This window comes from Oceanobacillus sp. Castelsardo (assembly GCF_001659985.1).
Taxonomy (GTDB): Bacteria; Bacillota; Bacilli; order Bacillales; family Amphibacillaceae; genus Oceanobacillus.
This window is the reverse complement of record NZ_LYCS01000001.1, coordinates 764,754-778,361: the sequence shown is the minus strand read 5'-3', so window position 1 is coordinate 778,361 and position 13,608 is coordinate 764,754. Positions and strand designations below refer to the sequence as shown.

Sequence of the window (13,608 nt, the reverse complement as noted above, 5' to 3'; positions counted from 1 at the left end):
AGAGTTCTTTCAGGCAGTTAAGACGTGATGAAGGATGTGTAATGATGATTAATATTTTATTATTTGCTGATTTACAAGAAAAGGTAGGGAAAGATCGTCTGGAGCTTGAGGCGGATTCTCTTTCCATTATTGATTTAAAAGAGAAATTAAAAAATGAATATGGTTTATTACAATTAGACGATGTAATGACGGCAATAAATGAAGAGTATGCATTGGAAAGTGATATCGTTCAATCTGGAGATACTGTTGCGTTTATTCCACCAGTCAGTGGTGGTTAAATGTTTATTTTACAAATCGTTGGGTACAAAAATAGCGGAAAAACTACTTTAACAAGCAACCTTATAGAGTATTTTACTTCGTTAGGTATTCGTACCGCATCGTTGAAACATCATGGGCATGGAGGGGTGCCTGAAGGGTTAGATAGTACCGACAGTGAAAGACATAGAAATGCAGGATCTATAATCGCAGGTGTAGAAGGAGAAGGTTTATTTCAATTATCCAAGAAAAATTGGAAACTGAGTGAAATGATTGAAATTTATAAAATGATGCAGGTAGACTTATTATTAATTGAAGGATTTAAAAGGGTAAGTTATCCAAAAGTAGTACTGATAAGTAAAGAAGAAGACCTTACATTGGTAGAAGAAGTTAGTAATATTAAAGCCATCATCAGTAGAATTCCTTTAGCACAGAATTCCCGCCCTTTTCCTTTATTTCACATTACAGAGATGGAACATATTTTACAATGGTTACGGAGCGAAATGAAGTTATAAAAATAAAAAAGAGACAATTATTTTGTCTCTGTCTCCTAATTGATATTGCATATTTCGATTGGACAATTTTCACAACCTATTTTTGCGCGTAAATAATCGATATCTTTTAGTACTATCTTGCCACTTTTATCCATCGATATAACATCCATTTTTCTTAATTCGACAAGCATTCTATTGACACTTTCACGAGTAGCGGCACAAAATTTAGCTAATTCTTGATTAGTTAAAACTAGATCAATTAATACGCCGTCGTCCTTTTTAACACCATAACTATTGGAAAGACGGATAAGGGTGGAATATAAGGCACCTTTCTTTCCGTTTAGTAACAGGTCCCTTATTTTGGACTGATATTTTCTCATGTGATTACTAGTCCATTTCAAATATTCAAACGACAACTCCGTATTAGTCATAAGTGCTTTTTCCAACATATCCTTTTGGATGACCAGAACTTCACCACTATCAATAACTTTTGCACTTAGTATATATTTGGGATCACTACTGAACAAAGTTAATTCACCAATAATATCGTTATGTTTACAAATTCGTAAAATCATTTCTTTTCCGTCAGCGGTTAACTTCGATACTTGGACGAGTCCTGATTTAATGATAAAAATTTCTTCAGCTTCTACACCCTCATGGAAAAGGTAGCTTTCCTCGTTCATTACTTTTAAAGTACTGATAGATTTTAACAGTTCTCGGAGACTTGGAGAAATTAAATCTTCTTCCGTTTTCGCATCTAATAACACACTTGTTTGCAAATCTTTCATCTCCTTTGTTTGCAGATAATATCTTTTATCTGCATAAGCACAACTAATAAATTTCTATCTCTATTGTATCATTGTATAAAAATGTTTTTGGATTTTTCGGTTACGAATTTGTGAATTTTGTACAAGTCAGAAGGAATATGAAATATCAGGTGAAAGAGGTGTTAGTTTTGGGGGATAAAATAATAGGTATTATACTTTCAGGAGGAAAATCGAGTAGATTTGGTTCTCCGAAAGCTTTTGCAAGGAAGGACGGAAAATATTTCTACCAATATTCTATTGATGCTATGAGAAATGTGGTGGATTCTTTTATAATGGTTTCAAATTCTACCTTAAAAAGTAAGTTTCTTTATGAGCAAGAAGTGAATTTTGCTATAATAACAGATAAGAAGGAATATGAAGGATTAGGACCATTAGCAGGTATTTATAGTGGAATGGAGTATATAGCAGGAGATTGGTATATGGTATCTCCCATTGATGTTCCTTTTGTTAATGAAAACATATTCCGTTCGTTACTTTTACATAAAGATGAAAACATTGACGCCATTATCCCAGTAGTTTCGGGTAAAATTCAACCACTTCTCTCCATATATCACCATCGTGTGAAAGGACTTATTCAACTTCTGCTGGAGAGTAATGCATTATCTGTTCAAGAGCTATTAAAAAAGTGTAAGGTAAAGTATGTTCCGATGGAGGAAGAGAAGGCTTTTTATAACATAAATAGACGTTCCGATTATGAAAAATGGATTGAAAATGAAGAAAAAAATGAGGATGGGAAGTGTTAGAGATGCTAGTAGATCATCGGAAACACGCAGCACAACAAATTTCGTGTGCTGTAATTACGGTTAGTGACACAAGAACAAAATCTACGGATAAAAGCGGCAAAAAGATAATGGAATTTTTACAGAAATATGATCATCAAGTAAATCTTTATAAAATAGTACCTGATGAGAGTGATCAAATACGATTTGCAGTAGAAAAAGCGATTTATAGTGAAAAAATAGATGCTGTTATTGTAAACGGAGGGACTGGCATCTCTTATCGTGATGTAACCATTGAATCGATTGAGCCACTATTTGACAAACAACTTCCAGGTTTTGGTGAATTATTTCGCCATTTAAGTTTTCAATGTGATATTGGTACAGCAAGTATTTTATCTAGAGCAACTTGTGGTGTTGCGAATCATTGTGTTATATTTTCGATTCCGGGATCGACTGGCGCAGTGACACTAGCAATGGAAAAAATCATCCTACCTGAGATAGGGCATATCGTTAAAGAGATTCATAAAGATATAGATGGTTAGGGAGTCTTAAGATGAAAAAATATTATACACTCATATTCATTTTAATAATGGTTGTCCTCTCAGGATGTTCTTCTGAAAAACAAGGTATAACCGAGAAAACGGAGTTAACCATTTCTGCTGCAGCTAGTTTAACTGAAGCTCTACTCGAGTTACAAGATACTTTTGAAAAGGAGCACCCAGAAATTCAAATTTCTTACAATTTTGGTGGTTCCGGATCCTTACGAAAACAAATTGAACAAGGCGCTCCGATTGATTTGTTTTTATCAGCATCCAGTATTGATTATGAAAAATTAGTAGATAGACAAAGAGTGGTGGAAGGGAAAGAGATTCTGACTAATAATCTTGTACTTATTTCGGGAAATGGTGGAGAGGATTCATCTTTTGATTCTTTCTTAGCTGGTGAGGGAATCATTGCAATTGGAACGCCAGAAGCGGTTCCAGCAGGTACATACGCGCAAGAAACTTTAACAAAATTAGGAGCATGGGACCTATTAGAAGAACAGGATCGTCTTGCTCCAACAAAAGATGTGTCTCAAGTTCTTTCATTAGTGCGTGAAGGTGCGGTAGATGTAGGAATTGTTTATTCAAGTGATGTAAAAAATGAAGATGATGTTACTATTTTACATGAATTTGATAAAAATCTTCACTCCCCAATAAAATATTTTGCTGCAATCATTGATAATGGGGAAGAAAGTGAAACTATATTAAAAGCAAAAGAGACATATTATCAATTTATATCGAGTGAATCGGCTAAAAAGGTCTTTGAACAGTATGGATTTCAAATTATAGTGCTTGATCAACCTCTTGTGGAGTAGGTGATAGGAAATGCAATGGTCTTGGCATCCCGTTCAATTATCATTTTATGTAGCAACCACAGCGACAATACTTGCATTTCTATTAGCTGTTGTATTAGCTTTTTGGATGGTACGGAAAGATAGAAAAGGGAAAGCAATTGTAGAAACCATATTTTTCTTACCTTTGGTGTTGCCTCCAACAGTCATTGGTTTCTTTCTTATTATTGTTTTCGGTAGGAATAGTTGGGTAGGACAAGTGATTGAAACTCTAACTGGTGGCAGTTTGTTGTTTACTTCAACAGCAGCTATTATTGCTGCTTTAGTAGTAGCTTTTCCTTTAATATATCAATCCATTAAGACAGGTTTTTTATCAGTGGACCCTAATATTATTGGAGCAGCTAAGGTGGATGGCGCAAATGATTGGTCTACATTGATTAGAATTATTTTGCCTTTGTCATCTCGCTCCCTTGTCACCGGGTTAGTACTTGGATTTACAAGAGGGTTCGGTGAATTTGGTGCGACATTAATGTTTGCAGGGAATATACCAGGAAAAACCCAAACAGTCCCAACGGCAATATACCTTGCAATAGAAACCGGAGCTACAAGCATCGCCTGGTATTATGTTCTTGTTAGTATAAGCTTTTCATTTGTATTGCTCTTTATTATTAATCGAATGAAACCAAATCAATAATTAAAACCGGAATAAGTTACTCCGGTTTTAATTATTTTCTCTTTTAAAATCTCCATTTTTTCCACCACTTTTTTCAAGAAGGTAGGTTTGTCCAATAACCATCCCTTTGTCAACAGCTTTACACATGTCATATACAGTTAATGCCGTAACAGAAGCTGCTGTTAATGCCTCCATTTCTACGCCTGTACTACCTACCGTCTTTACTTCGGCGTTAATGATGAGTTCGTATGTTTCATTTTCGGTGTTGGCCCATTCAAATGATAAATCCACGCCGCTTATTGGAATAGGGTGGCACATTGGTATTAAAGAAGATGTTTGTTTTGCGGCCATTATGCCTGCTACTTGAGCGACAGACAATACATCTCCTTTTTTATTTTTCTGTTCTGTAATATTTTCATAAACAATTCTCTTCATTTGGACACTAGATCTTGCTATTGCTGTTCGTGCAGTTTCTTTCTTATCCGAAATATCAACCATTTTAGCTCGTCCATGTTCATTAAAATGTGTGAATTCTGCCAACTTTGTCACCTATCTTTTTTTATGATTATTATATAAGTTTAGCTTAGGAAATGGTAAAATTCAAATAGGTAGAGAAGGGAATCTGGGAATGATTGTAAAGGGTGATGCATCATGAGTTTAAATAAAAAGATGGTTTTTTTAGATGATCTTAAATTACTTATTAAATTTAATGTATTAGTTGCTAATATTCTACCAGTTATTGCAGGTTATGTATTGGCATTATATATTACAGATTCTAAATTTATTGATTCTTGGTTACTATTTCTATTCGTTCTATTTGGATCCACATTCGTTATGGCCGGAGCATTAATCATAAATAACTGGTATGATATTGATATTGATTGCGTGATGGATAGGACAAAAGCACGGCCCACTGTAACAGGGAATTTCAAGAAAAAATCGGTTTTAATTCTAGGTATTATGACGACCGTATTGGGATTTATTTTGCTTATTGCAGTTAATTGGGAGACAACGGTATATGCCTTTATTGGCTGGTTTACTTATGTTGTTTTATATACGATGTGGTCGAAGAGGAAGTTTACATTAAACACCATTATTGGTAGCATTTCAGGAGCGGTAACTCCTCTTATCGGTTGGGCAACTATCGACTCAGCTGTGCATATCATACCAATGACTATATTTTTACTTTTGTTTATATGGCAAGTACCACATACGTTTTCGATAGCAATGAAAAGGTACGATGAATATCATGCGGCTGGAGTACCGATGCTCCCTGTAGTTCATGGGTTTGAAGTAACGAAAAGACAAATGATGATATATATTACTTGTTTATTACCGCTACCATTTCTTTTGGCACAATTAGGAACCATCTTCATTATCATTGCAACAGTACTAAATGTTGGATGGATCATTTTAGCATTATTGGGATTTCGTGTGAAAGATGATTTAAAATGGGCACAATGGAATTTCTTATATTCGGTAAATTACTTAGTGATTATTTTCTTATTACTGATGTTCGTTACTTTACCTATTTTCCATTATTAATAAGATTTGACCTACGCGATAAGATTCTAGCGTTTGTTAGTTTAAAAGGGGAAACCAGTTATAAATGGTTTCCCTTTTTAAAGCAATACATATTAGATGATTAACTTTACATCCAAGCTGCACCAACGATTATTAGAAGGATAAATAATACAACGATTAACGCAAATCCGTTTCCACGTCCATATCCTCCGCCATAGCCATAACCGCCGTAGCCGTAACCACCGAATCCTTGACATCCACATCCGAAGCTCATTATTGAATTCCTCCTTTTAAATATTTAAGAAACCATCCATCATTTACTTTAGTAGGCAACGTAAGCTGAGCCCACAATGATTAATAGAATGAACAATACTACAAGTAAGGCAAAGCCTCCACCATAGCTACCTTCAAATTTACTCATTTAAACATCACCTCCAAAGTGATTTACAATATTACTATATGTATCGGGCGTTTGTATGATATAGGTGTCCGTCTAGATTGAAGTAATTTGGGCGCGTGTAACAGTTTTAACGAACTATTTATCTACGCCAAGCTTCGAAATAAAGGCGACTAAGTTTCAAGTGGAGTTAAAACTCCACCTGAACTAAGTCTTCTTTATACAATTAAGCGTATTTATGTATCACCTCAAAATTAGGTGTTTGACACAAACAAATGGATTAGGTCACACATACAATGAAGTATATGTTCCTTATGAAAAGTACCTAAAGAGGCTGATAAAATGATTACATCAGGATTTGAATTTGTCTTATTTGTATTGGCAACATTTCGTTTAACCCGACTTATTGTCTTTGATAAAATAACTACTTTTATTAGGAATCCTTTTCTTGATGAAGTAGAGGAAACCGAAGCAGATGGAAGAGTTGTAACTTATATTGAAATTAAAGAAACAGGGATTAAACGGTGGTTTGGTGAATTACTTAGCTGCTACTGGTGCACGGGGACGTGGTGTGCGGTATTTCTATTTGGACTTTATTATGTTTGGCCAACAATCATGGAATTTGTCATTATAGTTCTTGCAATTGCTGGTGCAGCAGGTTTTTTAGAATCAATTGTAAATAGACTCACAGATGAGAATTAGCAGGGAGGTAAAGAAATGAAAGAGAAACCCCAAGCGAAAAATGCACCAAAAGAAATAAGGTATTCAGGGAGAAAGAAAAAATCTGGTTGTGGATGTGGAAGAAGAAGGAAAAAAAGAAAGTAGTGTTTTAACGTAGCATACAATATTTGTTTAATATAAAAATAAGGTATTCCCATAGTAACTGGGAATACCCGTCTATTATTACTTGTTTTTATTTGAATCGATAATAGATTCACTTATTTTATTAGTCAAAATTAATATTTTCATTCCATCTTCTCCGGGCACTTTAGGTTTTTCATCATTATTAATACAATTAATGAAATCCAGCAACTGTACACTTAATGGTTGTATGGAGTGGTCAAATTGAATAGTTTCCGTGATTGGTACTGAAATGTTACTAGTATCCTCCTTAATGGAGCGAGAGATTTTCATAACATTATTTAAAATATCAGTCTCAAAAAGGGCATTTTCAGTGAGAACTTTAATCGCTCTAACTTTTTTTCTGGATTTAAAACTTGCAGTTAAGTGAGCTGTTACTCCTGATAAGGATTGAGTTATAGTAACCGCGTGTTCAGGAATGCCATTTATTACTTTTCCAACGGTATACAGTTCACCATACCGATCTTTAAGGAGTTCATCTAATATATATAAATCATGAATCATTAAATCCTTAACCACATCAATATCTTTCAATCTATCATCATGCGGACTCATTCTATCATGCATAATCTCAATAATTTTTTCATTTTGCAATTCCCTTTTGAGAAATTGTATCAATGGGTTAAACAATTCAATATGTCCTACTTGAAGTTTAATGCCAGCCTTTTTTGCCTGATTAATCAATTCCTTTGCTTCGTCCACAGTACTAGTAATAGGTTTTTCCATTAAGATGTGTACGTTATGCTTTATACAAGATAAGCCGACATCATAATGAAATTCTGTCGGTACAGCAATACTAACAGCATCAACTGCGCGGAGAAGGTTATTTAAAGAATGAAAAGGTTTGACTTGATAATTATTAGCAATCTCATTTATTTTCTCTTCATCAGTATCGTATATGCCCACGAGTTCGCAATGATTTTTGAGGGATAAATAAGTTCGAACATGATTCTCACCCATTTTCCCGATACCAATTACTCCGACTCTCATGCTTAACCTCCTCATAATTGAACTCCTAATGTATATTATGTTTTATTCCATAATCGATATGGACGTTGATAATGGATGCATTTAAATTTGGCTCTTTAACTATAAATCAGTGAGAAGGTGATTGTATGATTCATATATTATTTATTACTGAAGATACATCCCAACTATTGAATAAAAATTTTTATTATCTTGAGCAGGAACTTGCTAAATTAGCACACGTCACATTTTGGAGAGAAAACGGACATATCAGTTCTATTCTGAAAAAATTATCCATACGACCAGACTTCATTTTATTATTAAATGACATAGGAAAAAAAATCTCCCCTATGATTAAAGGATTAGCTAATATTGACATTCCGGTAGGTTTATTTATTAATGATGCTCACCGTTTTACTAGTTATCGGAGGAATTTTATTTCCAAAAATAAAATATCCCATCTGTTTACGGTAGCCCGAGATAAATGCATCGAAATTTACCCGGAATTTCAACATAAAATGGAGTGGTTTCCGCATTTTGTTAATTCGGAAATTTATAAGGATTATCATGAACAAAAGGATATTCATTTACTAATGATGGGAGCTGTAAATGATATTTATCCATTAAGACAAAAAATATTTAACACATATAAACTAGATTCTAGATTTGTTTATCATAAGCATCCGGGATATAAGTCATTCAATGAACAAGAAGAAAATCAGCTTTTTATTGGTCCACGTTACGCTAAAGAGATAAATCGGGCCAAGATTTTTTTTACTTGCCCTTCCATACATTACTATCCTATTAGAAAATACTTTGAAGCTTTAGCATGTAATTCGTTACTATTAGCGCCTACGTTCAAGGAGTTAGAGGATCTTGGGTTTGTCCCAGGTTTCCATTTCGTTTCAATCGATGAAAACAACTTTAAAGAGAAGGCTGCATACTATTTAGAGAATGAAACTAAACGTGAACAGATTGCTGAACAAGGCTATCTTTTTATACACGAAAATCATTCCGCTAAAATTAGAGCCTGTGAACTAATTAAAAAAATGGAAAGTATTGTTCATAAATAGGGGGGATTTTATTGTCCAGCATTCCGGAAAGTGTAAAATTAGAAAATCATGTTGTTATTGAAGAAGGTGTGACAATTGGGGAAAATGTCGTTATCGGTCATCATACCACTATTTTACAAGGTACTATAATTGGTGATGATGTTGTTATTGGAAACAACTGTGTCTTAGGTATAAGTCCAGCTGTCAATAAAAGAATGAGAAAAGTCTCTCACAGAAATATTCAATTAATCATTGAATCAGGAACAAGAATTGGAAATTTGGTTTCCATTTATTCAAGTACTCAAATTGATAACGACGTATTTATTGGTGATCATGCAAGTATTAGAGAGAATGTTTCAATAGGAGAAGCAACCGTTGTTGGAAGAGCGGCAATCGTTGAATTGAACTCAAAAATAGGGAAGAACTGTACCATTCAAACACTTGCATATGTTACTGGAGATACGACACTTGAGGATGATGTTTTTATCGGACCTTGTGTATCGATGTCAAATGATAAATATATGGGGATTAAACCATACTCCTTAAAAGGGGCATATATCGAAAAGGGAGCAAAAATTGGAAATAATGCTTCACTACTCCCGGGAATCAAAATTGGTAGAAACACAATAGTAGGTGCCGGTTCCGTCGTTACCAAAGACTTAGAAGAAAATATTACTGCTGTTGGGGTTCCTGCTCGAAAGATTAATTCCTAAAGCTTAGAAGGGGAGTCATTATTGTGAAAATTTTAACCGTAGTTGGAGCGCGACCACAATTTATTAAAGCATCTATGTTATCAAAGGAATTTGAGAAAGATTCAAATATAAAGGAAATATTAGTTCACACCGGCCAACATTATGATGCGGATATGTCTGATGTCTTTTTTGAACAGTTGAAAATACCGAAACCTGATTATCATTTAGGGATTGGGTCTGGCACTCACGGGAAACAAACTGGTAAGATGTTATCGGAAATAGAATCCATTTTATTAAAAGAAAAACCCGACATGGTTCTTGTTTATGGGGATACCAATTCTACCCTTGCAGGTAGCTTAGCGGCTTCGAAGTTGCATATACCAATTGCTCATGTTGAAGCGGGATTACGTAGCTTTAATAAAAAAATGCCAGAGGAGATTAACCGACTTTTAACGGATCATCTTTCTACTTGGTTATTTTGCCCAACGAAGAGTGCTCTTAATAATTTGCGTAGGGAAGGGATAAAGGAGAACGTTTTTATAACGGGAGATATTATGTATGATGCGGTTCTTCATTATAAGTATGAAGCTATAAAACATTCTACCATCTTAACAAGATTGAATCTTGTTAAAAAGGATTATTACCTGGTTACAATTCATCGAGCTGAGAATACCGATAGAATGGATAGACTTAAAACATTGCTAACGGTACTTTCCCAATTGGATAGGCCGGTAGTACTTCCATTGCACCCAAGAACAAAGAAAAAAATAGAGCATTGGGGTTTGGGATCCATTATTTCAGCCGCTCATATTCATACTATTACGCCTTTGGATTATTTTGATATGCTTACGTTAGAAAGTGAAGCAAAGATAATTTTAACTGATTCTGGTGGAGTGCAAAAAGAAGCGTATATGCTTCGGGTGCCTTGTATCACATTAAGGGATGAAACGGAATGGATTGAAACAGTTGAAGCTAAATGGAATAGTATTGTTGGTGCTGATCAACAGAAAATTTTAAAAGAGATATCTGATAAAAAGGAGCCAAATTCCTATCCAATGTTATTTGGAGATGGAAAAACATCGGGAAAAATTTATAAGATAATTAGTGGGAGGTAAAAAGTCTCCCACTAATATTACTTATAAAATAAACGGGCTATTACCATTTATTAACGATTCATAAACATTTAATAACCGCCTCTCCATATGTTCCCAGCTATATAATCTATCCATTACTTTTCTTGCGTTTACACTCATTTGTATTAGTTTTTCCCTATTTTTATTTAAATACAGAAATGCCCTTGCATAGTCTTGTGCTGTTGCTTTCGGTTTATTGATAACAAGCCCACATTTATGTGTTCGTATAAATTCTTCCATTTCATGACATTTATTAACAACTACAGGGATCCCACTGTTTAAATAACTAAAAAATTTATTAGGTAATGCATAAGAGCGATTAAGTGATTGGGATAAATCATCAAAATCAATCCAACCGATATCAACATCTTTCATATGTTTTGAAATAGAATGATAATCAACCCAGCCTGTTAACTCTACATGTTTCTTAATGTTATCTGGAACGGTTAAGGAGTGTCCATGCAATACACCACCAATAATTTTGAAGTTAAAGTCGGTTTGTTTTGAACAAATATTAGTGATTTTAAATATTTTATCTCTGCTTCCTTTTTTGTTATCGGCTATATGACCTTCATAACATACGGTTAGTTTATTTCCTTTATAGTCCTTAGGTTTATAGGTTTGGTCTAGGGGAGGAGAATTGTAAATAATTTCAACCGGAAGTAAGGGGTTTTTTGAAAGATACCAGGATTTTATAGAGTGAGATACAGTTATAAGTTGATCAATTTCTTTAATCATTGTATTTAATAACTTTAACATTGCTGTTTTATTTTTTTTTGAAATGGTTTTGGTTTTATTATCTAGTGGATCTGGGATTAAGTCGTGACTATCATAAATTAATTTTACGTCTTTGTTGTGTAAATGTTTCATCTTTCTCTTGATGCCAATACCTGCATATAAGGAACCTAATTCATGAGCATGATAAATATCTGCTTTTTCTTCCAATCCAAGTTGTGTTAGTGGGTTATCAAATTTTATATGGTTACCGTAATCGATATGATTCTGCATTTCTATCGGGGAGGGTTTAAAAGATTCTATTTTATAGGTAACTATTTTTATGCCTTCATGTACAAAGCTAGATTGTAAGAAACGATCATTAAAAGGGGATTTGTCAATATCAAATAATTTATCTTTTACTCTCGGTACAATCATTGTTACATCATAACCATTTTTCTGTAACGTTTTCGCTTCCTTTTTAAATATTCTAGAATCTAAAAAAGAATGAGTGTGTACTAACATACATATTTTCTTTTTCATTTTTATCCTCCTTCATTTAATACTGTTAAAGCAAGTTACTTCTTAAATGGAACTGTTTCTAATCCGTTATATAAAGGATTATTACTCCATGAATCTACATATGTCTTCCACTTATTCAAATATTTTAGTAGTCGCTTATCTTTTGTTATATTATAAAATTCTTCAAGTCTGTTAATGTGGATGAAATGATAAACATTATGCCATTTGCTTCCAAGTTGTTTAAATGTAGTCGGTGTCCCAAGAGCATCTAAATGTTGCCATGGCAGTTTGACCTTGATGAAATTTTCTCCTATTTGAATTGGAATTTTATCTAGTAACACAAAACTTTTTCCCGGTTTCATCGATTTAGGAGAGTACGTTGGTTTAATCATAGAGAGATTTAAGAATCCTGTATTTTTACTAATGAAATTAATCATAATTTCGTTTGTTTCAGGATATGAAAATCTGCTTAATGATACATTGAATAATGCAGATTGATTTTTGGTGAAAACTTTTTGTTTCCTTTTAATTACCGAATTAGCATCAATATAATGTTCATCATCTTTTTTTGAATCAACCAATAATTCAAATGTCCCCTCACCAGGAACGTTCAAATGTATTTCTTGTAACTCCAGATTATCAGCGGTTGACTGAATTTTAATAGTTGTACTTCCGTTCAGTGTATATCTGGAATTTGCAAACTCTGGTGCATCATATAAAGGAAGTAAGTTAGAGAGTGTATTTAGATTTTCATTCCAAAATTTAGTTGCATCCTTGTCTTCTGTGATATCAGCGTATTTTTTAATGGAAGAAATCGCCGATAACCATCCATTAAGGATATAACCATTTGGCTCCATAGGATATTCTTGTATGCTTGGCCCCTTAACGGAATGATGACAGACACCGCCTTTATTAACCGGAATTTTTAAGCTACTGAAAACCTGTTTGGCTGCCTCTTTGTATTTTTCTTTTTTTGTTGATGCATAAAGCTGTGCAAAGACTTCTGCATAATAGGATTGAGTTAAACCAGAATAATAGTCTTTATTCTTAGGGTTAATAAAGGAGTCCGATTTATACCAAAATACCTTTGTATTTTTGAAATTTTCCATTCTATGAATGGCTGCATTTGCAACCCTCATCGCTGCTATTTGATATTTGGTATCTTTTGTTTTTTTGAATTGATACAGATAGTCCCTTATTACGTACACTCCATAAATTGGATGACAAGTGACTACATCCCCTAAGTCCTTTCCGGGATATCCATCGTCCATGAATTTTATTTTATACCGATAATTGCTAATAGTTTCTAAACGCTTAGTAAAGTTGGGCATTATCATTTGGCTTTTTGATCCTCCTAAAAGTATTTTCTGCTTCTGCATCTTATTCAAAAATAATCGTAAGGTGAGGGCATATTACTGGTAATAACTAGAGATTAGGCGAGTAATG

The 13,608-nt window shown here is 33.9% G+C and carries 17 protein-coding genes and 1 pseudogene; 11 read left to right on the top strand and 7 right to left on the bottom strand.

The window, feature by feature from the left end; genetic code table 11:
• The first annotated feature begins 44 nt into the window (after window positions 1-44).
• Both moaD and mobB read left to right on the top strand, forming a co-directional pair.
• A complete protein-coding gene (gene moaD / locus A9178_RS03950) occupies window positions 45-278 on the top strand; it encodes a molybdopterin converting factor subunit 1 (RefSeq protein ID WP_068672598.1) in 234 nt (77 codons plus the stop codon).
• Window positions 279-770, top strand: coding sequence for a molybdopterin-guanine dinucleotide biosynthesis protein B (mobB, locus tag A9178_RS03945; RefSeq protein WP_068672597.1), 492 nt, complete (start codon window positions 279-281; stop codon window positions 768-770).
• A gap of 35 nt (window positions 771-805) precedes the next feature.
• Here the strand turns inward: mobB and A9178_RS03940 are convergent, their stop codons facing one another.
• Complete coding sequence (locus tag A9178_RS03940; RefSeq protein WP_369801944.1) at window positions 806-1,432, bottom strand: Crp/Fnr family transcriptional regulator; 627 nt, start codon at window positions 1,430-1,432, stop codon at window positions 806-808.
• Window positions 1,433-1,704: 272 nt separating this feature from the next.
• On the opposite strand from A9178_RS03940, the gene mobA reads away from it, so the two are divergent.
• The 4 genes from mobA to modB are packed head-to-tail and all read left to right on the top strand — an operon-like array spanning window position 1,705 to window position 4,322.
• Window positions 1,705-2,319: a molybdenum cofactor guanylyltransferase gene (gene mobA, locus A9178_RS03935; RefSeq protein WP_197482145.1), complete on the top strand. Its 615-nt coding sequence runs from the start codon at window positions 1,705-1,707 to the stop codon at window positions 2,317-2,319.
• A gap of 2 nt (window positions 2,320-2,321) precedes the next feature.
• Window positions 2,322-2,837, top strand: coding sequence for a MogA/MoaB family molybdenum cofactor biosynthesis protein (locus A9178_RS03930; protein WP_068672594.1), 516 nt, complete (start codon window positions 2,322-2,324; stop codon window positions 2,835-2,837).
• A gap of 11 nt (window positions 2,838-2,848) precedes the next feature.
• Complete coding sequence (gene modA / locus A9178_RS03925) at window positions 2,849-3,652, top strand: molybdate ABC transporter substrate-binding protein (protein ID WP_068672593.1); 804 nt, start codon at window positions 2,849-2,851, stop codon at window positions 3,650-3,652.
• 10 nt (window positions 3,653-3,662) lie between these two features.
• Window positions 3,663-4,322, top strand: coding sequence for a molybdate ABC transporter permease subunit (modB, locus tag A9178_RS03920; RefSeq protein ID WP_068672592.1), 660 nt, complete (start codon window positions 3,663-3,665; stop codon window positions 4,320-4,322).
• A 27-nt stretch (window positions 4,323-4,349) separates the two neighbouring features.
• Here the strand turns inward: modB and moaC are convergent, their stop codons facing one another.
• Entirely contained in the window at window positions 4,350-4,841 is a 492-nt protein-coding gene (gene moaC / locus A9178_RS03915) for a cyclic pyranopterin monophosphate synthase MoaC (protein WP_068672591.1), read from the bottom strand.
• A gap of 111 nt (window positions 4,842-4,952) precedes the next feature.
• Between moaC and cyoE the strand changes: the two genes are divergently transcribed.
• Complete coding sequence (gene cyoE, locus A9178_RS03910; RefSeq protein ID WP_068672590.1) at window positions 4,953-5,846, top strand: heme o synthase; 894 nt, start codon at window positions 4,953-4,955, stop codon at window positions 5,844-5,846.
• 106 nt (window positions 5,847-5,952) lie between these two features.
• Here the strand turns inward: cyoE and A9178_RS19625 are convergent.
• Together A9178_RS19625 and A9178_RS18550 are read right to left on the bottom strand one after the other, a co-directional pair.
• Window positions 5,953-6,036 (bottom strand): annotated as a pseudogene (locus A9178_RS19625) (YjcZ family sporulation protein); the annotation flags it as partial.
• Between the two features lie 111 nt (window positions 6,037-6,147).
• Window positions 6,148-6,246, bottom strand: coding sequence for a YjcZ family sporulation protein (locus A9178_RS18550; protein WP_082918079.1), 99 nt, complete (start codon window positions 6,244-6,246; stop codon window positions 6,148-6,150).
• Window positions 6,247-6,564: 318 nt separating this feature from the next.
• On the opposite strand from A9178_RS18550, the gene A9178_RS03905 reads away from it, so the two are divergent.
• Complete coding sequence (locus tag A9178_RS03905; RefSeq protein ID WP_068672589.1) at window positions 6,565-6,924, top strand: DUF1360 domain-containing protein; 360 nt, start codon at window positions 6,565-6,567, stop codon at window positions 6,922-6,924.
• Window positions 6,925-7,125: 201 nt separating this feature from the next.
• On the opposite strand, the gene A9178_RS03900 is transcribed toward A9178_RS03905, so the two are convergent.
• Complete coding sequence (locus tag A9178_RS03900; protein ID WP_068672588.1) at window positions 7,126-8,073, bottom strand: Gfo/Idh/MocA family protein; 948 nt, start codon at window positions 8,071-8,073, stop codon at window positions 7,126-7,128.
• 125 nt (window positions 8,074-8,198) lie between these two features.
• Here A9178_RS03900 and A9178_RS03895 point away from each other — a divergent pair, with 125 nt between their 5' ends.
• The 3 genes from A9178_RS03895 to wecB are packed head-to-tail and all read left to right on the top strand — an operon-like array spanning window position 8,199 to window position 10,908.
• The gene (locus A9178_RS03895) at window positions 8,199-9,122 is read left to right on the top strand and encodes a glycosyltransferase family protein (RefSeq protein WP_068672587.1); all 924 of its coding nucleotides are present in this window, start codon (window positions 8,199-8,201) and stop codon (window positions 9,120-9,122) included.
• 11 nt (window positions 9,123-9,133) lie between these two features.
• Window positions 9,134-9,814 (top strand): acyltransferase, encoded by a 681-nt coding sequence (locus A9178_RS03890; protein WP_231889782.1) that lies wholly within the window; start codon window positions 9,134-9,136, stop codon window positions 9,812-9,814.
• 23 nt (window positions 9,815-9,837) lie between these two features.
• Window positions 9,838-10,908, top strand: coding sequence for a non-hydrolyzing UDP-N-acetylglucosamine 2-epimerase (gene wecB / locus A9178_RS03885; RefSeq protein ID WP_068672585.1), 1,071 nt, complete (start codon window positions 9,838-9,840; stop codon window positions 10,906-10,908).
• 21 nt (window positions 10,909-10,929) lie between these two features.
• On the opposite strand, the gene A9178_RS03880 is transcribed toward wecB, so the two are convergent.
• Both A9178_RS03880 and A9178_RS03875 read right to left on the bottom strand, forming a co-directional pair.
• Window positions 10,930-12,183 carry a glycosyltransferase gene (locus A9178_RS03880; RefSeq protein WP_068672584.1) on the bottom strand — a complete coding sequence of 418 codons (1,254 nt, stop codon included), beginning with the start codon at window positions 12,181-12,183 and terminating at the stop codon, window positions 10,930-10,932.
• A 35-nt stretch (window positions 12,184-12,218) separates the two neighbouring features.
• Entirely contained in the window at window positions 12,219-13,499 is a 1,281-nt protein-coding gene (locus A9178_RS03875; protein ID WP_068672583.1) for a D-glucuronyl C5-epimerase family protein, read from the bottom strand.
• Window positions 13,500-13,608 lie beyond the last annotated feature (109 nt).

What these genes read in the sequence shown, in the direction of transcription:
- moaD (WP_068672598.1), top strand. Translation starts at nt 45, where the DNA reads ATGATTAATATTTTATTATTTGCTGATTTACAAGAAAAGGTAGGGAAA.
- mobB (WP_068672597.1), top strand. Translation starts at nt 279, where the DNA reads ATGTTTATTTTACAAATCGTTGGGTACAAAAATAGCGGAAAAACTACT.
- A9178_RS03940 (WP_369801944.1), bottom strand. Translation starts at nt 1,432, where the DNA reads ATGAACGAGGAAAGCTACCTTTTCCATGAGGGTGTAGAAGCTGAAGAA.
- A9178_RS03930 (WP_068672594.1), top strand. Translation starts at nt 2,322, where the DNA reads ATGCTAGTAGATCATCGGAAACACGCAGCACAACAAATTTCGTGTGCT.
- modA (WP_068672593.1), top strand. Translation starts at nt 2,849, where the DNA reads ATGAAAAAATATTATACACTCATATTCATTTTAATAATGGTTGTCCTC.
- modB (WP_068672592.1), top strand. Translation starts at nt 3,663, where the DNA reads ATGCAATGGTCTTGGCATCCCGTTCAATTATCATTTTATGTAGCAACC.
- cyoE (WP_068672590.1), top strand. Translation starts at nt 4,953, where the DNA reads ATGAGTTTAAATAAAAAGATGGTTTTTTTAGATGATCTTAAATTACTT.
- A9178_RS18550 (WP_082918079.1), bottom strand. Translation starts at nt 6,246, where the DNA reads ATGAGTAAATTTGAAGGTAGCTATGGTGGAGGCTTTGCCTTACTTGTA.
- A9178_RS03905 (WP_068672589.1), top strand. Translation starts at nt 6,565, where the DNA reads ATGATTACATCAGGATTTGAATTTGTCTTATTTGTATTGGCAACATTT.
- A9178_RS03900 (WP_068672588.1), bottom strand. Translation starts at nt 8,073, where the DNA reads ATGAGAGTCGGAGTAATTGGTATCGGGAAAATGGGTGAGAATCATGTT.
- A9178_RS03895 (WP_068672587.1), top strand. Translation starts at nt 8,199, where the DNA reads ATGATTCATATATTATTTATTACTGAAGATACATCCCAACTATTGAAT.
- A9178_RS03880 (WP_068672584.1), bottom strand. Translation starts at nt 12,183, where the DNA reads ATGAAAAAGAAAATATGTATGTTAGTACACACTCATTCTTTTTTAGAT.
- A9178_RS03875 (WP_068672583.1), bottom strand. Translation starts at nt 13,499, where the DNA reads ATGATAATGCCCAACTTTACTAAGCGTTTAGAAACTATTAGCAATTAT.